This is a genomic window from Streptomyces sp. TBY4 (assembly GCF_024213195.1).
In the GTDB taxonomy this organism is placed as follows: Bacteria; Actinomycetota; Actinomycetes; order Streptomycetales; family Streptomycetaceae; genus Streptomyces.
Window position 1 is genome coordinate 567,402 of record NZ_JANAVF010000002.1, and the last position, 24,762, is coordinate 592,163.

Here is a 24,762-nt window from a genome sequence, read left to right on the forward strand (position 1 = left end):
GCTGGAGATGGTCACGACGCCGCTGCTGCCGTCGGACTACCTCGACCTGGTCAGCCCGCTGCGGGCGGGCGCGGACCTGCGGGGGCGCATCGAGGCCGTGCACCCGGAGACGGGGGACGCCGCGACCATCGTGATCAGGCCGGGACGGGGCTGGCGCGGCCACACGGCCGGTCAGTACGTGCGGATCGGGGTCGACGTCGACGGGGTGCGCCTGTGGCGTGCCTACTCCCTCACCTCGCCGACGAACCGCCAGGACGGCCGCGTCACGATCACCGTGAAGGCCATCCCGGACGGCAAGGTCAGCAACCACCTGGTCCGCCGGGCCACACCGGGCACGCTGATCCAGCTCGACCAGCCGACCGGTGACTTCGTACTGCCGCAGGCCAAGCCCGCCAAGGTGCTGTACCTGACGGCCGGCAGCGGCATCACGCCCGTGATGGGCATGCTGCGCGACGCCGAGCTCGACGACGCCGTCATGGTCCACAGCGCGCCACAGCCGCAGGACGTGATCTTCCGCAGCGAACTGCACGAACTGGTCGCGGACAAGAAGCTGCAGCTCACCGAGGTGCACACCGATACGGACGGCATGCTCGACATCGCCCGTCTCGACGAACTCGTGCCGGACTGGGCCGAGCGCGAGACTTGGGCCTGCGGGCCCGCGGGCCTGCTCGACGCCGCCGAAGCGCACTGGACCGCGCACGGCGTACGAGAGCGCCTGCACACCGAACGCTTCCGCGCCGGCATCGTCGTCGCCGGTGAAGGCGGCGAGGTCACCTTCAGCGCGAGCGGCAGGACCGTCGATGCGGACGGAGCCACGCCCTTGCTGGACGTCGGCGAGGAGGCCGGCGTGCTCATGCCCTCCGGGTGCCGCATGGGCATCTGCTTCGGCTGCGTCACGCCGCTCAAGGCGGGCGCCGTCCGCGACCTCCGCACCGGGGAGATCACCGAGGCCGAGCCGGGCGTCCTCATCCAGACCTGCGTGTCCGCCGCGGCGGGCCCCTGCGACATCGAACGGTAGGAACACCTTGACCGCCATCGACCCCACCGCCCACCTGACCGCGGAGCAGATCGAGGAGCTCGGCCGCGAGCTGGACGCGATCCGCGACGAGGTGATCGCCAGCCGAGGTGAGAAGGACGCCGCCTACATCCGCAAGGTCATCTCGGCGCAGCGCAAGCTCGAGCTGGTCAGCAGGGGTGTGCTGCTGTTCTCGATCTTCCCGCCCGCGTGGGTGATCGGCACCGCCGGCCTGTCCGTGGCCAAGATCATGGACAACATGGAGATCGGTCACAACATCCTGCACGGCCAGTGGGACTGGATGCGTGACCCGAAGATCCACTCCACCACCTGGGAGTGGGACCACGTCTCGCCGTCCGAGCAGTGGAAGCACTCGCACAACGAGCTGCACCACACCTACACCAACGTGATCGGCAAGGACAACGACCTCGGCTACGGCATCATGCGCGTCGACGAGGACCAGCGGTGGCACCCGTTCCACCTCGGCCAGCCGCTGTGGAACTTCCTCAACGCCTGCTTCTTCGAGTACGGCATCGCGGCGTACGACCTGGAGCTCGGCAGGAACCTCAGCAAGCGCCGCCGCAAGAACCCCGAGTTCCGCGCGCGGGCCAGGGCCGTGGGCCGCAAGATCCGCAAGCAGGTGCTCAAGGACTACGTGATCCACCCGCTGCTGTCGGGCCCGTCCTTCCTCCCCACGCTCGCCGCCACCTTCACCGCGAACCTGGTCCGCAACGTCTGGACCCACTCGGTGATCATGTGCGGGCACTTCCCCGAGGGAGTGCAGGTCTTCGAGCGCCGGTCGATCAAGGGCGAGACGCGCGGCCAGTGGTACCTGCGCCAGATGATGGGCTCGGCGAACATCAGCGGCAGCAAGGCCATGCACTTCATGACCGGCAACCTGTCGCACCAGATCGAGCACCACCTCTTCCCGGACCTGCCGAGCAACCGCTACGCCGAGGTCGCGGTGAAGGTGCGCGCACTGTTCGAGAAGTACGAGCTGGAGTACGTCACCGGGCCGCTGCCCAAGCAGGTGTTTTCCGCCTGGCACAAGGTCTTCCGCCTGTCGCTGCCGAACAAGAAGCCCAAGGTCAGGACCCCGGACCGCGAGCAGGAGCTGGTCGCGGCCTGATTCACCGGTCAGTCGAGCGGTACGGCCGCGAGGCGGTCGACGGTCTGGGGGTAGAGCCGGTTCCCCCGCTGGACGATCATGTTCGGGCCGTCGGGCATGTTCACGGCGCCCGCGGCGAGCGTCCAGGCGACGCGGCGGGCGGCCACGTCCACCGCGACGACCGCCTGACCCTCGCCGCCGACCGCCGCGTAGAGCTCCCCGCCGAACGGGGCGGGAGCCGCCAGCATGGAGACGTACGCGCCCGGGGCGTGGGTCCACACCTTCTTCCCGGTCGACTCGTCGAAGGCCTGGAGCTCCCCGTCCGCCACGTACACCGTGCCGTTCACGCAGACGGGCGCGCTCAGCAGCTTCGGGGCCTCCGGTTCCAGCTTCCAGGCCACGGCACCCGTCAGCAGGTCCACCGCGGTGATCCGCTCCTCGAAGTCGAAGACGTGTCGGTCCGAGACGACCGGGGGGTTGATGCCTCCCGACTTGTCGGTGGAAGTCGCCTCCTGGTCGGTGCGGACCCGGCAGGTCCACAGAACGCGGCCGTCGCGCAGGTCGACGGCGAAGACGCGTGCGGGATCCGAGCAGACCAGCCGGCCGCCGGAGATGACCGACGACATCATGAGGGAGCCGAGCGAGTCCAGCACGGCGCCCTCGATGAGGGTGCGCCAGCGCAGCTTCCGGGCGCCCAGCTCGTAGGAGAGCAGCCAGGCCTCCTCCTCCTGCCGCCGGTCGGAAGAGCGGAAGTACGCCTTCAGGTAGAGGCATTCGGCGTCCGCGGCGAGCAACTGGGTGGTGTGGGTGAGGCCGCCCAGCACGGCCGGGTCGGCCGCGTCGGCGGGGAGACGGCCGGTCGCCGCGTCCAGGTACCCCGCGCTCGCGTTGCCGTCCTCGTCGAAGACGAGGCCCGCGAGGCGGTCTCCGGCCACGACCACGTCGACCTTGGCGCTCTGGGTCTCCCACAGGATCCGGCCGTCGGTGGTCGAGATGCCGCTCAGGACGTCGCCCGTGTGGATCAGGACCTCGCCGGACGCGACGACCGGGGTGGCCGAGAACGGGGACGGGACCGACCACAGCGGGGCCGGTGGGGAGCCCGGCTGCCGGGAGCTCCGGCGGGCGCCGGGCGACGCCGTACGGTTCCCCGAACCGGAGCCGGAGCCGGAGCCCGAGCCCGAGCCCGAGCCGGGGAGGTTCCCAGTGGCCCAGAGTGCGGAGGCGCCGGCCACGGTGGTGAGCGCGGCGGCGGCCGTGCCCGCGATCAGGGTGCGGCGGGAGAGCGCGCGGCGTGGAGCGGGGGCGCGCAGCGGGGCGGCCGCGACGGTGGTGACCTCGCCGATCCGGCGGGACAGGTCGGCGAGGAGCGCCTGCGGCAGCAGCTCGGCGAACTCCCCGGGGTCGAACGGCCCCCACGCGTCGCGCAGTCGGCCGGGTCCGGGCCGGTCGCCCGGTTCCGGTGACAGACAGGCGGTGAGCGTCCCGCGCAGTCCGTCGGGCAGGCCCGTCAGGTCGGGGTCGGCCCCCTGCCGCAGCAGTTCGAGGGTGCTCTGCCGGCCGCGGGCGTCGTAGGGGCCGTGACCGGTCGAGGCGAACACCAGGACCCCCGCGAGGGCGAACACGTCGCCTTCCGGGCCGGGCGGCCCCCCGCGCGCCTGCTCCGGTGACATGTACGCCGGTGTCCCCGCGAGCCCCCCGGCCTCCGTGAGGCGGGGGCTGCCCGGGGCCTGGGCGAGCCCGAAGTCGATGAGCCGGGGGCCCTGCGCGGTGATCAGTACGTTCGACGGCTTGACGTCCCGGTGGACGAGTCCGGCGCGGTGCAGGGCGGTGAGGGCGGCGGCGAGCGCGGAGCCGAGCCCGCGGACGACCGGTTCGGGCAGCGGCCCCCCGGCCGCCACCGCCTCCGTCAGCGAGGGCCCGATGAGGTAGGCCGTGGCCAGCCAGGGCCGGGCCGTGTCGGGGTCGGCGCCGAGGAAGGCCGCGGTGTGCTCCGCCCCCAGGGTCCGTGCGGCCTCGGCCTCCAGCCTCAGCCGCTGGCGGTACTCGGGCCGGTCGCGCAGGTCGGACCGGACGGTCTTGACCGCGGCGAGGCGGCCGCCGGCGGTGCGGGCCAGGAAGACGGTCCCCATGCCGCCGGCGCCGAGCCGGCCGAGGAGGGTGTACTCCCCGAGCAGTTCGGGATCGTCGGGCAGCAGGGGCAGGAGCGTGGACATGACCGGTGGACTCCTTCGGGGCGGCGGTCGAAGAGCGAGGGGTCAGTCCGCCGGGAGGGCGACGACGGCGGACGGCCGGGCGACGAGCAGGGCGCCGGGAACCGCGGCGAGTTGGAACGGTTCCCGGGCCTCCACCCCCGCGAGCCCGGTCTGCCACAGCCGTTTGCCCGAAGGGAGGCCGGTCGCGGTGACCTGGTGCAGGGTCGAGAGGTAGAGGGTGCGTCCGGAGGTGCTCGTGGTCATGGTCCCGAGCATGTTCCACTCCAGGTTCTCGTTGAGCGCCTGCTCCCACCGCGTCCGGCCGGTGTCCGGGTCGACGGCGACGATGGGGCCCGTGCCGTCGTCGGTCAGGTACAGGGTGCCGCCGCTGAAGAGGGGCGGGGCGTTGGTCCCGGCGACCAGGGCCTGCGACTCCCACAGCCGGGTGCCCGTCTTCAGGTCGTAGGCGTGGGCGCGACCGCGGGAGAGCAGGAACAGCCGTCCGCCGCCCGCAGGGTCCACCACGGAGGCGGGGCCGTCGTGCACGTCGGGGTAGGAGCGGTTCCAGAGCATGCGTCCGCTGCTCCGCTCGAAGCCCGCGATCGTGAGGGTCCGCACGGCCGTGACGTCCCGGAACATCTGCCGGGAGACCTGCACCTCCACGACGACCGTCTCGGGTCCGACGGCGGTGGCGAGGTCCCCGATCCCGAAGCCGCTCGGCAGCGGGGTGCGCCACACCTCCTTGCGGTGGTCCAGGTCGAACGCCGCCAGCAGGTATCCGCCCGTCGGACTCCCGTCCCCCAGGAGCAGCCACGCGGTGGCGCCGTCGGCGGCGAGCACCCCCGCGAGCCGCTCGTTGCGCTGGAGCCACTGGGTACGGCCGTCCCGCATCGAGCAGAGCGACAACCCTTCGCGCGTGGCCGTCAGGAAGCGGTCGCCGTCCACGTGGACGGGCGGGGTGCTGCCGCTGTCGGGCAGCTGCCACAGCTCCTTGCCGGTGCGCAGGTCGTGCCCGTACAGGACGTCGCCGCGCTTCATCAGACAGTGGTCGGCGCTGCTCACCGGGAGGAGCCGGGTGCGGGCCGTCGGGTCGTCCAGGCGCCACAGGGCGGCCGGCGGCATGCCGGGCACGCGGGGGCTCGTACCGGAACCGCTTCCTGCCGCGGCCGGCCCGGTACGGGCGTCCGCGCGGGTCAGGGCGGACAGGGCGAGGGTCCCGGAGACTCCCAGGGCCGCGCCCGCCGCGCCGGTCAGCAGGCCGGCCAGGACCCGGCGGCGGGTGGGCGGGTCCGTGTCCGGATCCGGGCCGGGGGCCGAGGGCGTCGCCACCTGGGTGGCGGGGTGCGGGGGCTCGTGCGCATCGGCATCGGCATCCGCATAGGCATCCGTATCGGCGATCTCCAGGTCGGCGATGGCCTGCGTGCGTACGGCCAGTGCGGCGACGACCCGGCCGGGCAGCGGGTCCGGTGTCCGCTCCGGGTCCTGCCCGCCGGGGAGCAGGGTCCGGCACAGCTCCGCGGCGGTGGGGCGGTCCGTAGGGGAGGCGGCGAGCGCCGCGGCCACCACCTCGGCCAGCTCTCCCGGCAGGCCGGGCAGTTCGGGCCGGTTGTGGAGGGCGCGGTAGGCCAGCACGGGCGGCGGGCCGTCCCCGAAGGGCAGCCGCCCGGTGGCCGTGTGGAGCAGCAGCACCGCGAGCGAGTACACGTCGGCAGCGGCGGAGGCAGGCCGTCCCGCGGCCACTTCCGGGGCCATGAAGCCGGCGGGCACGGTCGACACCCGGCTGTGCGGTTCGGGACTCCCGGGCTCTGCCGGGGGGCGCGGCTCCTGGCCCGGTCCCGGTCCCGGCCCCTGGCCCGGTCCCGGCCCCTGGGCCCGCCGCCGGTCCGGTTCGTGAGCCGAGCGCGGGGACGGCGTACGGCAGGCGTGCACGGCCATCAGCAGGGGGCGGCCCGTGGTGAGCCAGACGCCGTCGGGTGCCACCGCGCCGTAGCTGATGCCCAGGGCGTGCAGGGCGGCCAGGGTGTCGGCGATCTCCGCGGCGAGCCGCACCGACTGGTCGAGCGGCAGGGTGCCGGACTCCGTTCCGGGCCGCCGCCCCACGTCGGAGAGGGACACGGCCGGGGTGTGTCCGAGGGCCGCCCAGGCGGGCTCGGTGCCGGTGCTCAGGTCCAGTACGGCCGGCACTCCCGGAACGGGGCCGCGGTTCAGGATCTCGGCCGCCCGGTACGCGGCCGGGGGCAGCAGGCACACCACGGCGTGCCCGTGGTTCCGGTCGCGGCCGATGTACATGCCGCCCCGCGGCGGTGCCGGCGGGGGGCCCGGCCAACGGGCCAGCAGCCGGTACGGCCCGGCCGACCGCGGGTCTTCCGGGCGCAGGGCCTCGCCCAGACGTCCGCCCCCCATGCGTTCCCCCCTCACCTCGTGGCCCCGCGAGGGGCTGGTCACATGCCCGGCAGGGCGCGGACCGCGCTGCCGCGTTGCCAGATGACGCTGCCCCCGGCGACCGCACCCCGCCAGGGAACCTCGGCCCGGACCTCCCCGGCCGGGGCCGGTGCGTACACGTACTGTTCGGCCGCTCGCCCGCCGTGTACCACGAGGATGCCGAGCTCGGGCCTCCGCAGCGGCGCGAAGATCCCGGATCCGGCCACCAACGGAGCCTGTTCCCGGTCCAGTTCCTCGGTGGCCAGTACGGTCCAGGCGGGGGCTCCGGTCTTCGCACCGATGCTCCGGAGCTGGCGGCCGTCGGCGACGTACACGTGCTCGCCGGCCGGCGCGGGCACGCCGAAGCCCGCACTGTCGTCCGCGGGAAGGGTCCACAGCTGTTCGCCGCGTCCCTGGTCCAGGCAGGTCAGCGTCCGGTCCCCGGCCCCGCCCAGCAGCACCCCGCCCGCGGTCAGGGCCGTCCGCGAGCCGTCGCTGCCGGCGGGGCGTTGCCACACGGGGCCGCCGTCGGCGGCGGACAGGGCCACCACCCCGCCGGCGGCGGAGGCCAGGAGCAGCCGCCCGTACCCGGCGGCCGCCGAGAGCACCGTGCCCGACAGGGGGAGGGGCACGCGCCAGCGCACCGCGCCGTCCGCCCGCTCGAATGCGGCCAGGCGGCCGTCCGCGTGGAGGACGTACACCTGGTCCTCGTCGGCGGCGAGCAGCCCGCTCACCCCGTCGCGCGCGCGGTGGCGGACCGTACCGCTGCCGGGGTCCAGGAACAGCAGGGCGCCGTCCGGGTCCAGGGCGACGGGCCGGCGGCCGCCGACGAGGCCACGCACCACCGGTCCGAGCCACCGCCGTTCGCCCGAAACCGGATCGTGGAGGAGGAGCCTGCCGTCGCCGTCCGCGAAGCACACCCGGCCGTCGACCTCGACCGGCCCGAAGGCCGGCTGCGCCGCGGCGCCGTCGTACGACCACAGGGGCTCCGGCACCGTGCCGGGCGGGCCGCTCCAGCGGGGGGCGGCCCGCCCGTGACGCCGCAGGCCGGAGCCGTCGTCCTCCCGGAGGGCGCGCAGGGCGGTGACACCGGTCGCCGCGAGAAGGACGGCGGCACCGGCGCCGGTGAGCACCCTGCGCCGGGTCGGCAGCCGGCCTGCTCCCAGAGCGGCTGCGACCCGTGCGATCTCGGCGGCGTCGGCGAGCACCGCGGGCGGCAGCCAGCGGGTGGCGGCGCGCAGGGCGGCGCCCTGCGGGTCGAGTTCCGCAGCCACCTCCGCGGCGGTGGGCCGGTCCTCCGGCTGCTTTTCGAGGCAGCCGCGGACTACGGGCGTCAGCCCGGCCGGAACGCCGGTGAGGTCGGGGGGCTCGTAGACGATGCGGAAGTCCGAGCGGACCGGGTCCCCGTCGTAGAAGGCGTGCCGGCCGGTCAGTGCGAAGACGAGCAGCGCGCCGAGGCAGAAGACGTCGCTGGGCGGCCCGAGGGGACCCTTCACCACCTGTTCGGGCGACATGTAGCCGGGCGTTCCGGGGCGCTGCCCGGTCGCGGTCAAGGTGGCGTCGCCGGTCACCCGGGCGATGCCGAAGTCGACGACGCGGGGGCGGTCGGCGCCGAGGATGACGTTCGACGGCTTCAGATCGCGGTGCACGACCCCGGCCGCGCCCAGGGCCGCCAGTGCCCGGCCGAGCGCCCCGGCGAGGACGCGCACGGCGGGCGCGGGCAGCGGGCCGTGGCGCCGTACGGCGTCGGCAAGCGTCACGCCGGGGACGAACTCGGCTGCGATCCAGGGCACTTGCTCGGCGGTCGAGGAGCCGAGCACGTTGGCGACGAAGGGGCTGCGCACCGCCGCCGCGGCGGCGGCCTCGCGGATGAACCGCTCCCGCAGCTCCACGTCCCGGAAGAGTTCGGGCCGGATGGTCTTCAGGGCGACCGGACGCCCCCGGCGGCGGGCGAGGTAGACCGTCCCCATGCCGCCGGCCCCGAGCACCCCGAGGATCCGGTGACCTCCGAGCTGCGCGGGCGTACCGCCCGGCAACGGGGCGATCACTGGTGTCATGCCGTTGATCGTATGCGCGCGGTCATCAACCATCCTTGGAATCAACAAAGTTGACGCACCCCCTGGACGGACGGGGGAGCACCGGCGCTTCGGCTTCCCCGAACACCGAAGACCTCCACGGCCGCGTCGGCCACGATCCGGCGCACCGGGCGGGTAGAAGGGATGGCACCGACGAACCCCGGAGTCCGGTTCCGGGACGAGGAGCACCATGTCGCATGCCCGGTCCGCCCTCCGCCGCCCGGAAGCCGGGCTCGCTCTCGTACTGGCGTTCGCGGCTGCCGCCGTGGTCTTCGCCGCCCTCTTCCTGTTCGGACGGGCGATCACGCCGGACTACACCGCGACGCTGTTCGGGCATGCGGACACCGACGCCGTACGTCTCAAGGCGCAGCTCGCCACCGGCGTCCTGGGGCTGGCCGCTCTCCAACTGCTCCTGGCGCTGTGGATGTACCGCCGACTGCCCGGGGTGCGACGGGTGCCGGGCCCGGTGCCGGTCGTCCACCGGATCACCGGGGTGGTCCTGTTCGCCCTCACCGTCCCGATCGCGGTGCACTGCGTCCGGGCGTACGGCGTGCAGCTGACCGGCTCGCGCGCGGCAGTCCACTCGATCGCGGGCTGCTTCTTCTACGGAGCGTTCGCCGCCAAGGTCCTGCTCGTGCGCAGCCGCCGCCTGCCCGGCTGGGCCCTGCCACTGGCCGGGGGCGCGCTGGCGGTCGCGGTCGTCGTCCTCTGGTACACGAGCGCGCTGTGGTACTTCAACGGAAACAGCGTGCCGCTGCTGTCGCTCGGACACCACCAGCCGGGACCGGGGTAGACGGCCGGGCGGGAGCCCCGTTCCTCAGGCGGGATCGCCATTGCCGTCGTCCGGCCCTGCGGGCTCCTCCGGCTTCCCCGGGGGAAGGAAGGCGACCGCCACGACCGCGGCGAGCAGTACTGCCGAACCGGCGTAGAACGCGGCCGACACGGCATCGGTGACCGCGCCCTTGAGCGCGGGCAGCAGATCGGCCGGGATCCCGGCAGGCAGGCGCGCGCCCTCCTGGGTCGCCTCCGCCGTCCTGCCGATCGACCGCTCGACCTCGTCGAAGCGCTCGGGAGGGATGCGGGCGTCCCGGTGCAGGATCTCCTCCAGCCGTGAAGCCTGCACGTGCGCCACGATCGCGCCCATGACCGCGAGCCCCAGCGCCGCGCTGATCTCCCGGGCGGTCTGCATCACCCCGGCCGCATAGCCGCGCATCGGGCCGGCGGTGCCGTGCAGGGCCGTCATCCAGGCAGGGCTGACACAGAGGCCCATCCCGATGCCCATCACGCAGTAGAAGGCCACCAGCCACGCGTAGTCCTGCCGGTGCAGTGCCACCGCCGAGCCGAGCAGGGCCGCCACGCACAGCACCATGCCGATGCCGAGGGGAACGCGCGCTCCCAGGCGGTCGTAGAGCCTTCCGCCGAGAGGAGCGAACAGGACCGTGGGCAAAGTGAGCGGCAGTACGGCGACACCGGCTTCGAAGGGCGACAGTTCCATGACGTCCTGGAGCCAGATGACCCCGAACACGGCGAATCCCACGAACGCGAAACGGACCGTGGAGATCACGGCCGTCCCCACCGCGAACTCCTGGTGCGCGAACAACTCGAAGTGGAGCAGCGGATGGGAGATCCGGCGTTCGCGCACGATCAGGAGCGTCAGCAGCACGACCCCGGCGCCCAGCAGCGTGATGACGGCGACCGAGGCCCACCCCCAGTGCCGAGCCTGCATGAGGGCCAGGACCACGCACACCAGCCCCCCGATCAGCAGCGGTGCGCCACCCCAGTCGACCCGTTCGCGCCGAGGCGGGTCGCCGGTGAGCAGGAGGCGCGCGAGGACCACCGCGGCGATGCCGATGGGAGGGTTGACGAAGAAGATCGCGCGCCAGGAGAGCGCCGAGGTGAGCAGCCCTCCGATCAGGGGCGCCATGCCGTAAAGGAGGGTCGAGACGCTGGAGGAGATGCCCATGGCCTGGCCGCGCTGCCCGCTGTCGAACTCCTCGTAGATGAGTACTTGGGAGGCGGGCCGCAGGACCGCCGCCCCGGCCCCCTGAGCGGCGCGCGCGGCGATGAGCCAGGCTTCGGACTGGGCGAGGCCCGCAGCGACCGATGCCAGAACGAAGATCAGGGTCCCGATGCGGAAGGCGCGCTCGTGCCCCAGGACGTCCCCGAGGCGTCCGCCGAGCACACTCACGCCGGCGAAGCTGAGCAGGTAGGCATTGATGATCCACTGGAGTCCGGTGGTCGAAGCGCCCAGGTTCCGCTGGATCGTCGGCAGGGCCACCAGCACCGCCAGAGCGTCGATGGCGATCATCGACGAAGCGCAGGTCATCGCGGTCAGGACCCACCACCGGTGACGCCTGGTCAGGAATTGCCGGGGCCGTTCCACCCGTTCCCTTCCGGTAGATCCGGAGTGAGCGTCCGGGTGGCCCCGTCCGTCACACGGGTTCCCGGATGCAGCAGTGCACACAGGAAGGCCATGCCCAGGGCGATGGCCATCCCGTAGAAGACCCACTGGTTGCCCGCGGCGTAGTCGGCGCGGATGGCGCGGCCGGAGCTCCGTATCAGAACGGCCGCGGGCCCGTCACCGGTGGGGGCGCGGTCGTCCGGATGGCCGGTGATCGCCTCCGTGACCTTGCGCGCCGCGCTGCGGGCCTCGCCCGCCGGCATGCCGTTCGCCGTGAGCGTCGAGGTGACCCGACTGGTGGTGACGTGGACGAGGACCGTCCCGAAGACCGTCATGCCCAGGGCGGAGGCGTAGTTGCGCAGCGTCTGGGTCAGGCCGGTGACCTCGCCGTACGAGGAGTCGATCGCCCGGTTCACGGCGTCGGTGGAGGCCGGGGAGAGCAGGAAGCCGATGCCGGCTCCGGCGAGGCAGACGTAGGGCCACTGGTCGTGGGCCGACAGGACGGTCAGCTTCCACGCCCACAGGGCGAAGCCCAGGCAGCCGAGCGCCGAGCCGATCAGCATCGCGGGCCGGGCACCGCGCTTGTCGAGGATCCTGCCGCCGGCCTGGGCCGCGAGGGCGAAGCCCGCGAAGAAGTACAGCAGGTAGAACCCGGCCTGGTACGTCGAGGCGCTGAGCGAGATCTGTGCGTACACCGAGGCGAAGAACATCACCGGGACGAACGCCAGCATCGCGCAGAAGAGCACGAGGACGTCGGCCGTGAACGCCCGGTCGCGGAAGACGCGCAGCTTGATGAGGGGATCGGCGGACCGCAGTTCGTGCCGGCAGAAGAGCACGATCAGGGCCAGCCCGCCGATGATGCACGCCCATGTCGCGAAGGAGCCCCAGCCCCAGGACGGAGCCTGCTGCAGTCCGAGGACGCTCAGTCCCAGTCCGGAGGCGACGAGTACGGCGCCCGGCACGTCCAGGCGTTCGGGCCGCCGCGGGTTCGGGATGCGCGCGGCTGCGACGAGGAGGAGCGAGACGAGTGCGATGGGGAGGTTGACCCAGAAGATGGCCCGCCAGGTCCAGGTGGTCAGCACGCCGCCGAGCAGCGGGCTGACGACGGTGAGCGAGCCGGCCACGACGTAGAACACGGCCAGGGCCCTGCCCCGTTCGTCGACGGGGAAGGCATCGACGACGATGGCGACGGCGGCCGGGAAGAGCAGGGCCGCGCCGATGCCCTGCAAGGCGCGGGAGAGCACGAGCCAGCTCTGGGCGAGGTCTCCCACCGGCGCCGCACTGCACAGCAGGGACGCTCCGGCGAAGACCACGATGCCGATGACCACCATGCGGCGGTGCCCGAAGATGTCGGCGAGTCGCCCGCCGAGTGCGAAGAACGCGGCGAGGGCGAGCAGGTAGGAGTTGACCACCTGTTGCATGCCGGACGCGCTGAGGCTGATGTCCGCCACGATGTAGGGGGCCGCGATGCTGACGATCGTCTGGTCCACGAAGATCATCGAGACGGCGAAGAGCATGGCCGCCAGGGTCAGGACCCGCCTCGGGCCACCGTCCCGCCCCTTGCTGCCGTTCACACGTTCCATCCTCCCCGCGGGGGATCGGTGGCGCACACCGGGGGAGACCGGCGGTCCGTCAGGGCCGGCGGCGGTCGTGACCGGGGCAACCGGGTGCGCGGGTGGCCGCGTGGGTGGTGGTGCCGAGGAAAGCGGCCCTGTAGCAGTCGGGGGCGCCCTTCCCGCCCGGGACCGTGCAGGTGGCCTCGCCCCGGCCGTCGGCCGTCTCGATGCAGAGCACCTTCGAGCCGGTGGAGAACAGGACCTCCTCGCCCGCCAGGGGCCGGCCCCCGCTGGTCAGCCGGGCCTTCAGGGTGGCACCGGGGTTGCTCGGCGCACCCGGTGCGTCCGGGCGCGAGGCCGGCTCGGCGGCCCGGCCCTTCCCGTGGCCCTGGACCTCCAACGTGAGGCCGGCCGGGGTCGTGCCGACGGTCCTGGTCCCGATGGCGATCCCCAGCGGAATGTCGAAGCCGTCGATGGGGGGCTCGATGACGGTGTGGGTGGTGGTGTCGATCGCCGAGACGCTGTCGTTCCCGGAACTGGTGACGTAGACGCGCGAGCCGTCCGGGGTGACCGCCACACCCTCGGGCTGCTGTCCGGAGTCGACGTTGGCGATGACGGTGGGCGGGGTGGCGAGGAGGTCGATCACCGACACGTTGCCCGCGCCGAAGTTCGCGGTGTACGCACGCCTGCCGTCCGGGCTGACCGCCACGTCCGCGGGGCTCGTCGTCCCCCCTCCGACACTGAAGGTCTGGACGACGGTGTCGTTCGCGGTGTCGATCACCGAGACCGTTCCGTCCCCGAAGTTGGTGACGTAGACGCGCGTGCCGTCCGGGCTCGCCGCCACGCCCTGGGGGAACGAGCCCACGGGGATGGTGCGTTCGAAGGTGTTGTTCACGGTGTCGAACACGGCCACGGCCCCCACGCCGAAGGAGGGGCGGACGGCGATGTACGCCTTGGTGCCGTTCGCCGCGAGCGCCAGGTCCTGGGGGTTGTTCCCGACGCCGAAGGTGGCGACCTGCACCGGGACGTCGACGGTGTCGACCACCGACAGGGAGCCGTCGTTCTGATTGGTGACGTAGGCCCGGCCGCCGTCCGCGCTCAGCGCCACGGCCGTGGGGTTGTTGCCGACGTCGACGGTGAGGAAGCTGTTGTCGGCGGGGAAGACGATCGCCATGGTGTTCGCCAGCGCGTTGGCGACGTACACGCGCGTGCCGTCCGGGCTCACCGCCACACCGTTGGGGTCGGCATTGGGCTCGGGGCTGACGGCGAAGGTGCCGGTGACGGTGTTGTCGGCGGTACTGATCATCGTCAGGCGGTCCGACCCGCCGTTGGCCACGTAGGCGAAGGTGCCGCTCTGCGCGCCGATCGGCGGCGGCGGGGTGGCCGCCGAGGCCGGGGCCGCCACCGAGGCCAGCACGGCCAGTCCCGCCACCCACCCCCGTGCGGGCGTCCACCACCGGCCACCGGCGGGGCGCGGCCCCGTTGGTTCCTGTTCCGCCTCGTTCAGGACCGTGAGGGCCGACACCATGAAAGACCTCCTGCAGGGGACGACACGACGCTAGGAGCGGCGGACGCGGAGATGCGCCCGACACCCCGGACGAGAACCGTTCGGAGGATCCGAATGGGCCGTCCGGCTCCGACGGCGGTCCGGTCATCGACTGCGCGGGCTCCACCAGGATCGGACTCACCGTGCGCGGTGGCCCTCCGGCGGGGCGGACGCGGGCCACACTGACCCATGAGCGAACTCACGGTCACGGCTCCGAGGAGACTCCTGGCCGGCGGCCTCCTCTGGGCGTCACTGGTCCAGATCTTCATCGTGAACAACGCCGTCGTCATGCCCCGCGCGTCGCGGCAGAGCCTGACGGACGAGATCATCTCGGCGCTCGGCGTCACGCGGTGCGCGCGGGTCGAGGGCATCCGGTTCTGCTCGCCTTGGCACGAGGCCGCGAACAGTGCATGGATCGTCGGTGGGCTGTGCCTGGCCGTGGGCGCGGTCCTCAATGCGGTGATCCTCCCGGCCGGCCGGCGGCGGGCCGTGACCACCGGCGCCTTCGTCCTCAGCGGACTGGGGCTCGTCTCGGCCGGACTCAACCCCTACAACCTCCGGCTGGCACTCCACCTGTTGTCCGCCGGGACGTGCTTCATCGCCGGGGCGGTGGGCGTCCTGCTGCTCGGCAGTGGGTTCCGGCACATGAACCGCTCCTCCTGGGGAGTGACGGGCATGGTGTGCGGGGTGGTGTCCCTCGTGGGCACCGCCGTCACCGCGGTGCATCCGGCGCCCTCGTTCCAGGGGCTGTTCGAGCGGGCGTCCGCATGGCCGAGCGTGTTGTGGATCATCGGTACGGGGGTGGTCCTGGCCCGTGCGGCCTGGCGTACGCACCGCCACCGGGACGACCGCCCTACCCTCTGACCATGCCTTCTCCAGAGCCGGATCCAGCTCCGGAACCGTTTCCGCCCGCTCGGGCGCTGCCGGGCAGTGACTTCGCCCGGCTGTCCAAGAAGATCAGGGCCGCCGGCCTGATGGACCGGCGCCCCGCCTATTACGCCCTGCGCATCGCCGTCGTGAGCGCGCTCTACGTCGCGGGCTGGGCAGCGCTCGTAGCGATCGGCGACAGCTGGTGGACGCTGCTGGACGCGGTCTTCCTCGCCTTCGTGTTCGGACAGGTCGCCCTGCTCGCCCATGACATCGCGCACCGGCAGGTCTTCCGGTTGCGCCGGGCGACCGAAGCCGCGGGGCTCCTCGTCGGGAACTTCTGCATCGCGATCGGCTACGGCTTCTGGCGGGACAAGCACACCCGCCACCACACCCACCCCAACAACGAGGAGCTCGACCCCGACGTCCGTCCCAGCGTCATTCTCTGGACCCAGGACCAGGCCCGCGCCGCGAAGGGTCTGCCGCGGCTCGTCGCCCCCGTCCAGGCGTTCCTGTTCTTTCCCCTCCTCACGCTGGAAGCCTTCAACCTCCACCTGGGCTCGATCCGGTCACTGTCGGACAGGTCCCTGAAGAACAGGGGGTGGGAGGCGGCCCTGCTCGGCGCGCACTTCGCCGCCTACCTGGGCGCCCTGTTCCTGGTCCTGCCGCCCGGCAAGGGGATTGCGTTCCTGCTGGCCCACCAGTGTCTCTTCGGCATCTACCTCGGCTGCGTCTTCGCCCCCAACCACAAGGGCATGCCGACCCTGCGGGGCACGGACCGGACCGATTTCCTACGCCGCCAGGTACTCACCTCGCGCAACGTCCGGGGCGGCCGGATCACCGGCATCCTCCTCGGCGGCCTCAACCACCAGATCGAGCACCACCTCTTCCCGAGCATGCCCAGCCCGAACCTGCGCAGGGCCCAGGCCATCGTCCGCAGCCACTGCCAGGAGCTCGGGGTCGGCTACCTGGAGACCAGCCTGACCGAGTCCTACCGACAGGCCCTCGCCGGCCTCCATCACGCGGGCGCGCCGCTCCGGGAAGCCCGTACGACCTGACGTCCCGCACGGCTGTCAGCCGACTGGGGCGGGGTTGCGGGGGTCGGTCGGACGGGGATCCGCCGGGCGGGGGACGAAGACCGGGGAGTCCGACTGGTAGAAGAGGTCGATGTCGGCCTCCTCGCCGCCGACGATCAGGGTGTCCCAGGCACCGCTCTCCCGCAGGGTGCGGAGGGTGGCCGGAGCGATCGAGGCGAGGTGGGAGCGGAGTTCCCCGTCGCCGGGCAGTCCGGGCATCCGGGGCGCCAGCCGCTCGCGGATTGCGGCCATCCGGTCCAGCAGTGCTTCCAGGTCGCTGCCGCCCCCGGTGTCGGCCGTGCCGGGGAGGCCGGCTGCACCACCGCCGGCCTCCGCGCTGCGCGCGATGATGTCCTTGATGGCGCGGGTGACGCCCTGTTCGTCGGTGGTCACCATGGCGTTCCAGGCCCGGCTCTTGTGCCGGTACTGGAGCATGGACATCGCCGCCTCGTGCCGGATGAAGTCGGCGTCCCGCAACGGCTTGCCCCGCCAGGCGCGGCTGAGCGAGCGGGCCAGCGAAGTGGCCGAGGCCAGGCCGCTGTTGAGGCCGCGGCCGGGCCAGAAGTGAATGGCGTTGGCCGCGTCGCCCAGGAGGAAGCCGTAGGTGCCGGGGGCGGTCGTGGTGGGCCGGTGCAGCTGGGCGGTGAACCGCGGACGCTGCACCATGTCCAGGCGGAACGAGGTGATGGCGGACAGGTCCTCCTCGGCCACCCCGAACAGGCTGAGTCCCTGGCGGATCTCCTTCCACAGCGGGGAGCCGCGCAGCAGGGCGGGCAGGAACAGGGTGCCGTGGGTGGGGCAGCGGAACTCGTTGTCCTCCTCCTGCCGGCTCATCAGGCAGGGTCGGGCGGCGATGCACTCCTCGAAGACCTGGCGGACCGGGTCGATACCGATGACGTTCTTGGTCTCCTCCCGGGTGAGCCGCATGTTCAGGAAGCCCTCGCCGCGCAGCGAGTTGAGCAGGAACCGGTTCTGCGACACGGTGAGCAGCACGCTCATCGGGTCCGGCAGCCTCGACTTGACGCGCAGCCCCAGCACGACGTCCTGGAGGTGCTCGCCGTCGAGGGAGTAGATCGAGGCGTCGGCCGCGCCGAAGCGGTCGGCGTAGTGCTCGCGGGTGCGGGAACGGCCGCCCTCGGCGATCACGAGGACGTGTTCCTGGGAGATCCGGTTCTGGCTCTCCGCCGCGTCGAAGCGCTGGGGGACCAGGCGGATCGACGGCCTGTCGTTGGCCAAGTCGAGCAGCCGGTCCTCGATGTGGGCGATCCGGATGTTGCGGGGCGGGCGGCCGTCGACCGAATCGGGGCCCACGGGCCACATCTCGGAGTAGGCGCCACCGTCGTCGAAGAGGGCACCGAGCACCTCCTCGGACAGGGCGAGGTACTGCCGGCTCTGTACGGTCACCACCTGCTGGCGGCGGAAGTTCCCCTGGGTCTCGTCCTTCCAGACGACTGACGGGCCCTTCCTGGTCCAGCGCCCGTCGTAGACGGTGATGGCGGTCCGCCCGGGCAGCATCTCGTCGAGGGCCAGGGCGAAGGCGAGCCCGACAGGGCCGCCGCCGGTGACGGTGACCCGCAGGGTGCCGGGGTCCGCGGCGCTGGGCCGGGGCGCATCCAGGAGGGAGAGGTCCATGACCGTCTCCATCACGTCGGAGGCCTCGTAGAGGAACGTTTCATCGCCGATCCGGATGCAGTCGTTCGGACGCAGCACATGCCGGGTGACGCGCTGGTCGTTGACGAAGGTGCCGTTGCGGCTGTCCCGGTCGTAGAGGACGAAACCGGCGTCCTCGGCAAGGATCTCGGCGTGCAACCGGGAGGCACTGGGGCTGACGATCACGACGCCGCTGTCGCTCTTGCGCCCGAAACTGAGGGGCTCGCTGCCCAGGACCAGGCTCTGCCCGGTGAAGGGACCCGTGCATCCAACGATGACCGAAGGCACGCCACACTCCTTGATGAAGACGCCTGCTGACTCCTCGTACGACAGCAACACGCCGTGCCGAAGGTGTTCGGTTCAGCCAATCCCGAAAAATCTCGACCACCCCGTTGAACCGGAGGTCCCGGTCCGTACGTGATGTCGGCGTCGGTAGGCGATCAGAGGAGAACCGCCCCATGCAGAACGAGGAATCCGAGACCGTGACGGAGAGCGCGCTCGCTGCCGCCGCGACGGGCGCGACTCTGGCCGCCACCGCAGCCGGACCGGCCGCCCCGGGCGGGGAACGCCTGGTCGCGGGCCGCTACCGGCTGCTGTCCCGGCTCGGCGAGGGCGGTATGGGCACCGTGTGGCGGGCCCGGGACGAGACGCTGCACCGCGAGGTCGCCGTCAAGGAGGTCCGGGCTCCGGCCCACCTGCGGACCGGCGACATCGAGCGGATGTACAGCCGGCTGGAGCGGGAGGCGTGGGCGGCGGCCCGGATACCCGACCGCAATGTGGTGACGGTCCACGACGTGGTCATGGAGGACGACCGGCCCTGGATCGTCATGGAGCTGATCCGCGGGCGGTCGCTGGCCGATCTGCTGCGCGCCGAGGGGCCGCTCGCACCGCGCCGTGCCGCGCACATCGGCGCGGAGGTGCTGAGCGCGCTGCGCGCCGCGCACGCCGTCGGGGTGGAGCACCGGGATGTGAAGCCGGCGAACGTGCTGCTCGCGGAGGACGGGCGGGTGGTGCTCAGCGACTTCGGCATCGCGGCGGTCGAGGGCGGCACCGCGCTGACCATGACCGGCGAGGTGGTCGGCTCGCCCGAGTACCTGCCGCCGGAGCGGGCGCTGGGGCGCCCCTCGGGCCCCGAATCGGACCTGTGGTCCCTCGGCGTGCTGCTGTACGCGGCCGTCGAGGGGATCTCGCCGTTCCGGCAGGACTCCGCGCTGAGCACCCTGCGGGCCGTCGTGGACGAGGAACCGCCGCGGGCCACCCGGGCCGGCCCGCTCGCCCCGGTCATCGAGGGGCTGCTCCGCAAGGAACCGGCCGAGCGGACCCCCGCCGCAGAGGCCGCCGCGGCCCTGCGGGGAATCGCCCACGAACCGGATGCCACGACGACCGCCGCCCGAGTCCTGCCGGGCCCGCCGGAACCCGCCACGGCCACGGCCGCCGCAACCGCGCACCCGACGGCCACGGCCACGGCCACGGTCACGGCCGCGGCACCCGCGCACCCGACGGCCATGGCCGCCGCACCCGCACCCGCGCACCCGACGGCCGGGGCTCCCGCCGCCCCGCCCGGCAAGCGGCGCCGTACGGCTGCCTTCGTCTCGGCCGGCGTGGCCGGCTGCGCACTGATCGCCGCAGGGCTGGTCTACGCCCTCAGCGGCAACGGCGAGGAGTCCAAGGCGGGTTCGGGCGGCGTACGGATGTCGGTCGCGGGCGCGAACACCACGTACACCGGCAGCTGCCCGACCCCCGAGGGCCGGGCCCCGGCCTTCACCGCGACCTTCACCGCCTCCGAGCCCACCCTGATCTCCTACCGTTGGGTGTCCGGCGACGGTTCGGTGGTGGATCCGCACTGGCGCACGATGTCCATCGGGGACAAGGCCAACCCCACCGGGCACGACACCGTGCGGCTGACGACCTACGCGAAGGCCGGCACCCTGACCACCGGAATGGCCGTGGAACTCCAGAGCCCCACCCGCACCACCTCCAACCCGGTCCCCTTCTCCATCACCTGCACCGGCTGATCCGGCGATCGGCCTTCGCGTCAGCGGGCGGCGCCGAAGTCCTGGGTCCAGTACTGGCCGGGCTGTGCGAGGCCGATGCCGATCTCCTTGACGCTGCAGTCGAGGATGTTCCGCTTGTGGCCCGGACTGTTCATCCAGCCCTCCATGACCGCGGCGGCGGTGGGGTAGCCGTACGCCACGTTCTCGGCGTACGTCCTCCACTGGTAGCCGGCCCGGGTGATCCGCTGGCCCGGGTCGGAGCCGTCGGAGCCGGTGTGGGACATGTTGGAGTGGGCGGCCATGTCCTCGCTGTGGTCCTGCGCCGCCTTCGTGAGCTTCTCGTTCACGGTGAGTACGGGGCACCCGACCGCGGTGCGCTCCTTGTTGACGAGCGCCAGGACCTCGGCCACGGCACCGGAGGGCGCCGCGGAGCCCGCGGGTGCGGGGGCTTCGGCCGGCGCGGCGGGCGGCTGCACCGGCTGCTGCGCCTCGGGCTGCGCGGGGGGCGCGTACTCGACGGGCTGCTGCACGGGGGACTGCTCGACCGACGGCTGCTCGAAGATCTCGGTGGGGGCGTCGGCCTGAACCGGGACCTCCACGGGCTGCTGAGCACCGGGGTCGCCGTACCAGGGACGGCCGTCCCGCTCGGCCGCGACGGACCGCATCCGGTCCGTTCCCTGCGGGTCGAGGCAGGCCATGGCCGTGGCGGGTACGGCCACGAGGGCCAGTGCTCCGACCGCGACGGCTATCTTCCGGTGGTGCGTCTTCTTACGGTGCTTCTTCATGCGGGACCTCACTCGGTGATCGCGAAGCTCCCGGCGCCGGACCGCGAGGGCGCCGGAGGAATCGCCATTCTTAGAAGCCCTCCGGCGGCCTGGCAACCCGATGCCGCCCGGGCGCGCCGGATGCTCGGAGCGGGGCTTGAAACGGCCGGAAGATCGTGCATCCGCGCGGCGCGGCCCCGGCGGCACCCACCTGGCCCGCCGCCAGAACCCGTCCCCGCCGGGCCTGTTGGAGCCGGAGAAAAGGGAGTGTCAGATTCCGTTTCCGGCGGAGTGCGGCATGTCAACGCCAAACAGGGACATACGGGTAAATGTCCCGAGCGGATGGATCTCCGTGGAGGGCCGCAGGGTGACCTGCGGGCCGTGAGGCATGTCACGGCCCGCGACGGGAACCGGACGGTGCCCGGACCGGGGCCCTCTCGGAGCGGCGTACCTTATTGCACATAGCTTGCAATTACTTCCCCAGTGCGAAAGGGGCTCCCGTGGGCCTTCCTGTGGTGCTCGGCATCGAGTCGTCATGTGACGAGACCGGTGCCGGGATCGTGTCCGGCGGGCGGCTGCTCGCGCACGTGGTGGCGTCGAGCATGGACGAGCACGCGCGGTTCGGCGGGGTCGTGCCCGAGATCGCCGCCCGCGCCCACCTCCAGGCCTTCAACCCGGTCGTGCGCCAAGCCCTGGACCAGGCGGGACTGCGGCTCTCCGACATCGACGCCGTCGCCGTCACCACCGGGCCGGGTCTCTCCGGCGCCCTGCAGGTGGGGCTGGCCGGGGCGAAGACCCTGGCCTACGCGGCCGGCGTGCCGCTGTACGGGGTGCACCACCTCGCCGGGCACGTCGCCGCCGACACCCTGGAGCACGGGCCGCTCCCCAACCCGTGCATGGTGCTGATCGTCTCGGGCGGGCACACCTCGCTGCTGTTCGTACGGGACCTCGTGCGCGACCCGATCGTCCACCTCGGGGACACCGTGGACGACGCGGCCGGGGAGTGCTTCGACAAGGTGGCCCGGGTCTTCGGCCTGCCCTATCCGGGCGGGCCCGCCATCGACCGCGCGGCCCGCGGGGGCAACGGGTGCGCCGTGGCGTTCCCGCGCCCCCTCACCCGTCCGGGGGATGCTCCGTACGCCTTCTCCTTCTCCGGGCTGAAGACCGCCGCCGCGCGCTGGGCCGAGCAGCACCGGATCGCCGGTGAGGAGATCCCGCTGGCCGACGGCGCGGCCTCCCTCCAGGAGGCCGTCGCCGACGTGCTCACCCGCAAGGCGCTGGCCGCCTGCAAGGAGTACGGGGTGCGCACCCTCGTGGTGGTCGGCGGGGTGGCCGCCAACTCCCGGGTGCGGGAGCTGGCCGAGGAGCGCTGCGCCGCCGCCGGGGTCGAGCTGCGGGTGCCGCCGCTGACCCTGTGCACCGACAACGGAGCGATGATCGCCGCCGTCGGCGACCTGCTCGTGCGGGCGGGCGCGGCCCCCGCGCAGCTCGACATGTCCATCGACCCGTCGGCTCCGCTGGAGTACGCGGCCCTGCACCCCGCCGCCCGGAAGACTCCGTCAGCTCCGTCGGATCACTCCGCCGCCAGCCGCGGGGTGCGGGACGGCACCGTGCGCCGGGAGCCGGTCTTCTCGAAGGCCGCGGCGAGGGTCAGCAGCGCGTTGTCGTCGTAGGCGCGGCCCGCGAAGGTCAGCCCGACGGGCATGCCGGTGTCCGCCATGGCGCCCATCGGCACGGTCACCGTCGGGATGCCGAGGTGGCGGGGGACCAGGTTGCCGTTGGCGACCCAGACGCCGTTGCGCCAGCCGAGGTCGGCGGACTCCCGGCGGACGTCCATGTCGGCGGGGGCCACGTCCGCGACCGCGGGGAAGACCACCGCGTCCAGCCCCAGACCGTCCATCCACAGCTCCAGGTCGACCCGGCGCGTCTCCTCGAGACCGCGCAGCCCCTGCTCCAGGTGCGGCATGTCGGCGAGGGAGGCGTACGGGCGCTCGCGCACGAACCGCGGGTACTCGCCGATCGTGTCGTCGAAGCCGTCGTAGCGGTCGGGCAGTTCGCCCTCCTGCTTGGGCCAGATGCGGGAGCTGTCGACCTCGGCCAGCGAGGACAGGGCCGGGTCGCCGTTGGCGCGCAGGAAGTCGTCCCAGGCCCAGGCGGACAGGTCCTCGATCTCGAAGGTGAGGTAGTCGCGGCCGACCAGTCCGCGGGTGAACAGCGAGGGCGCGCCGGGGCGGTCGGACTCGTAGTTGGTCACGACGGGGAAGTCGACCTCGACGACCTCGGCGCCGGCGGCCTCCAGGTCGCGGCGTGCGGCCTCCCACAGGGCGATGACCGAGGGGCGCGTGTCGATGCGCTGCCCGGTCTGGCCGCCGATGCCGCCATCGGGGTTGGTTCCGGCACCGGGGTCGGCGTTGATGTACATCGCGGGCACCCCGACCCGCTTGCCGGCGAGCGCGCCGGACGCGGCCTCGACGTCGGCGGGCGCGAGCGCCGGGTACGAGGCGGGCCGTACCTCCGAGGCCGCGGGCAGCGCCACCCACGGCTGTGCGCGCCACAGGTCGCCGCGCGTCTGCGCGTCGTCGGCCACGACGACGTCGAGGAGTTCGAGCAGGTCCGCCATGGTGCGGGTGTGCGGGACGACCACGTCCATGGTCGGTACGAGCGGCCAGTTGCCGCGGACCGAGATCACGCCGCGGCTGGGCGTGTAGGCGCACAGCGCGTTGTTCGACGCGGGCGCCCGGCCCGAGGACCAGGTCTCCTCGCCGAGGCCGAACGCGCCGAAGGACGCCGCCGTCGCCGTTCCGGAGCCGTTGGAGGAGCCTGAGCCGTACGCGCTGGTGAGCCAGTCGGCGCTGTACGGGCTTTCCGCGCGCCCGTACACACCGCGCTGCATGCCGCCGTTCGCCATTGGCGGCATGTTGGTCAGGCCGATGAGGACGGCCCCGCCCGTGCGCAGCCGCTCGATGGCGTAGGCGTCGCGCTGCGCGACGAGGTGCTCGAACGCGGGCGAGCCGGAGGCGGCCGTCAGCCCCTTCGCGAGGTAGCTGTCCTTCGCGGTGTACGGGATGCCGTCCAGCGGGCCGAGGGTCTCACCGCGCGCGCGGCGCGCGTCGGAGGCCTCCGCTTCCGCCCGGGCCTCCGGGTTCATCACGACCATCGCATTGAGAGCGGTGGCCGTACCGGGCCGGTCGTACGCCTCGATCCGCGCGAGATAGGCGTCGAGCAGCCCCACGGACGTGGTCTCGCCCTTCTCCAGCGCAGCGCGCAGGTCGGCGATACAGGTCTCCACAACATCGAATCCGCGCGTCATGCCGGTGTCTCCAGGGGTGATCGGTGCACTGACTAGATTTTCAGTCTAGACTAGCGCTCTAAATTCGAGAAGTGAGGTGAGCCCATGCCGGCGCCAGAGACCGGCCCGCGCGACCGCAGGCGCCAGCCCAGCGGGGACGAGGCGCGGGGGCGGGCGATGAGGGCTGCCATCAGCGTCATCGCCGAGAAGGGGACGGCGGCCCTGCGGATGTCGGACATCGCCGAGCGTGCCGGTATGAGTACCGGGCACATCCTTTACCACTTCGGCAAGAAGGACCGGCTCCTGCTCGAAGTGCTCGCCTGGAGCCAGGCGGACCTCTGGACCCGCTTCCAGCAGGCCGCCGACCGGGCCGCGTCCCCCGCCGAGAAGCTGGACCTGTTCGTCCGCTTCTACCTGCCCAGCCACCAGGGCGACGAACGCTACGCCCTGTGGACCCAGGTACTGGCCCAGCGCCACGACGAAGAGGGCCGCCGCATCCTCACCGCACTGCTGGACGGCTGGGACGAGCGGCTGGAAGCCATCCTCCGCGAGGGCCGGGAGCTGGGGCACTTCGCCGAGGTGGACCTCACCGAGTTCACCATCCGGGCCGTGGCCCTGCTGAGCGGGATCTCGGAAGACGTCATGTTCGGACGGTCCCGCTGGCAGCACGCCTCCCCGCACGCCTTCGCGCTGTCCGCCCTCACCCGCGAACTGCTTCCCGCCGGCGGATGAAGTCCACGGGCGTGAGCATCCCGTGAGCGGTTCGCTCTGGACCGAGCCCGGCCGCACCGTCGGCCTCCCCCTGGAC

Annotated in this window: 17 protein-coding genes; 8 read left to right on the forward strand and 9 right to left on the reverse strand. The window is 72.8% G+C overall.

Annotated elements, in window-relative coordinates; translation table 11 throughout:
- The first annotated feature begins 7 nt into the window (after positions 1-7).
- Positions 8-1,018: a ferredoxin reductase gene (locus tag NLX94_RS06925; RefSeq protein ID WP_254381882.1), complete on the forward strand. Its 1,011-nt coding sequence runs from the start codon at positions 8-10 to the stop codon at positions 1,016-1,018.
- A gap of 7 nt (positions 1,019-1,025) precedes the next feature.
- Complete coding sequence (locus NLX94_RS06930) at positions 1,026-2,144, forward strand: acyl-CoA desaturase (RefSeq protein WP_254381695.1); 1,119 nt, start codon at positions 1,026-1,028, stop codon at positions 2,142-2,144.
- A gap of 8 nt (positions 2,145-2,152) precedes the next feature.
- Here NLX94_RS06930 and NLX94_RS06935 read toward each other — a convergent pair whose 3' ends face one another.
- From NLX94_RS06935 to NLX94_RS06945, 3 genes are read right to left on the reverse strand one after another with little or no spacing between them, the layout of a single operon-like run.
- Entirely contained in the window at positions 2,153-4,336 is a 2,184-nt protein-coding gene (locus NLX94_RS06935; protein ID WP_254381696.1) for a serine/threonine-protein kinase, read from the reverse strand.
- Between the two features lie 42 nt (positions 4,337-4,378).
- Positions 4,379-6,718 carry a PQQ-binding-like beta-propeller repeat protein gene (locus NLX94_RS06940; RefSeq protein WP_254381697.1) on the reverse strand — a complete coding sequence of 780 codons (2,340 nt, stop codon included), beginning with the start codon at positions 6,716-6,718 and terminating at the stop codon, positions 4,379-4,381.
- Between the two features lie 38 nt (positions 6,719-6,756).
- On the reverse strand, positions 6,757-8,793 hold the full coding sequence (locus NLX94_RS06945; RefSeq protein WP_254381698.1) for a PQQ-binding-like beta-propeller repeat protein: 2,037 nt from the start codon (positions 8,791-8,793) through the stop codon (positions 6,757-6,759).
- Between the two features lie 208 nt (positions 8,794-9,001).
- On the opposite strand from NLX94_RS06945, the gene NLX94_RS06950 reads away from it, so the two are divergent.
- Positions 9,002-9,604 (forward strand): DUF6529 family protein, encoded by a 603-nt coding sequence (locus tag NLX94_RS06950; RefSeq protein ID WP_254381699.1) that lies wholly within the window; start codon positions 9,002-9,004, stop codon positions 9,602-9,604.
- 24 nt (positions 9,605-9,628) lie between these two features.
- Here NLX94_RS06950 and NLX94_RS06955 read toward each other — a convergent pair whose 3' ends face one another.
- Genes NLX94_RS06955 through NLX94_RS06965 form a run of 3 tightly spaced genes read right to left on the reverse strand, consistent with a single transcriptional unit; the run spans position 9,629 to position 14,296 of the window.
- A complete protein-coding gene (locus tag NLX94_RS06955; RefSeq protein WP_302168854.1) occupies positions 9,629-11,137 on the reverse strand; it encodes an MFS transporter in 1,509 nt (502 codons plus the stop codon).
- Positions 11,138-11,169: 32 nt separating this feature from the next.
- Positions 11,170-12,795, reverse strand: a complete 1,626-nt coding sequence (locus NLX94_RS06960) for an MFS transporter (protein ID WP_374683910.1) — start codon at positions 12,793-12,795, stop codon at positions 11,170-11,172.
- Between the two features lie 49 nt (positions 12,796-12,844).
- On the reverse strand, positions 12,845-14,296 hold the full coding sequence (locus NLX94_RS06965; protein ID WP_254381701.1) for a YncE family protein: 1,452 nt from the start codon (positions 14,294-14,296) through the stop codon (positions 12,845-12,847).
- 207 nt (positions 14,297-14,503) lie between these two features.
- Here NLX94_RS06965 and NLX94_RS06970 point away from each other — a divergent pair, with 207 nt between their 5' ends.
- Together NLX94_RS06970 and NLX94_RS06975 are read left to right on the forward strand one after the other, a co-directional pair.
- The gene (locus tag NLX94_RS06970; protein ID WP_254381702.1) at positions 14,504-15,178 is read left to right on the forward strand and encodes a DUF998 domain-containing protein; all 675 of its coding nucleotides are present in this window, start codon (positions 14,504-14,506) and stop codon (positions 15,176-15,178) included.
- 2 nt (positions 15,179-15,180) lie between these two features.
- Complete coding sequence (locus NLX94_RS06975) at positions 15,181-16,239, forward strand: acyl-CoA desaturase (protein WP_254381703.1); 1,059 nt, start codon at positions 15,181-15,183, stop codon at positions 16,237-16,239.
- Between the two features lie 15 nt (positions 16,240-16,254).
- On the opposite strand, the gene NLX94_RS06980 is transcribed toward NLX94_RS06975, so the two are convergent.
- The gene (locus NLX94_RS06980) at positions 16,255-18,195 is read right to left on the reverse strand and encodes an FHA domain-containing protein (protein ID WP_254381704.1); all 1,941 of its coding nucleotides are present in this window, start codon (positions 18,193-18,195) and stop codon (positions 16,255-16,257) included.
- Positions 18,196-18,365: 170 nt separating this feature from the next.
- Between NLX94_RS06980 and NLX94_RS06985 the strand changes: the two genes are divergently transcribed.
- On the forward strand, positions 18,366-19,922 hold the full coding sequence (locus tag NLX94_RS06985; protein WP_254381705.1) for a serine/threonine-protein kinase: 1,557 nt from the start codon (positions 18,366-18,368) through the stop codon (positions 19,920-19,922).
- A gap of 20 nt (positions 19,923-19,942) precedes the next feature.
- Here the strand turns inward: NLX94_RS06985 and NLX94_RS06990 are convergent, their stop codons facing one another.
- Complete coding sequence (locus tag NLX94_RS06990; protein ID WP_254381706.1) at positions 19,943-20,686, reverse strand: CAP domain-containing protein; 744 nt, start codon at positions 20,684-20,686, stop codon at positions 19,943-19,945.
- Positions 20,687-21,177: 491 nt separating this feature from the next.
- On the opposite strand from NLX94_RS06990, the gene tsaD reads away from it, so the two are divergent.
- Positions 21,178-22,338 (forward strand): tRNA (adenosine(37)-N6)-threonylcarbamoyltransferase complex transferase subunit TsaD, encoded by a 1,161-nt coding sequence (gene tsaD / locus NLX94_RS06995; protein ID WP_254381884.1) that lies wholly within the window; start codon positions 21,178-21,180, stop codon positions 22,336-22,338.
- On the opposite strand, the gene NLX94_RS07000 is transcribed toward tsaD, so the two are convergent.
- Positions 22,239-23,975, reverse strand: a complete 1,737-nt coding sequence (locus tag NLX94_RS07000; protein WP_254381707.1) for an amidase — start codon at positions 23,973-23,975, stop codon at positions 22,239-22,241. The two genes, tsaD and NLX94_RS07000, sit on opposite strands and share 100 nt — an antisense overlap.
- A gap of 84 nt (positions 23,976-24,059) precedes the next feature.
- On the opposite strand from NLX94_RS07000, the gene NLX94_RS07005 reads away from it, so the two are divergent.
- Positions 24,060-24,686, forward strand: a complete 627-nt coding sequence (locus NLX94_RS07005) for a TetR/AcrR family transcriptional regulator (RefSeq protein ID WP_254381708.1) — start codon at positions 24,060-24,062, stop codon at positions 24,684-24,686.
- The last annotated feature ends 76 nt before the right edge of the window (positions 24,687-24,762 follow it).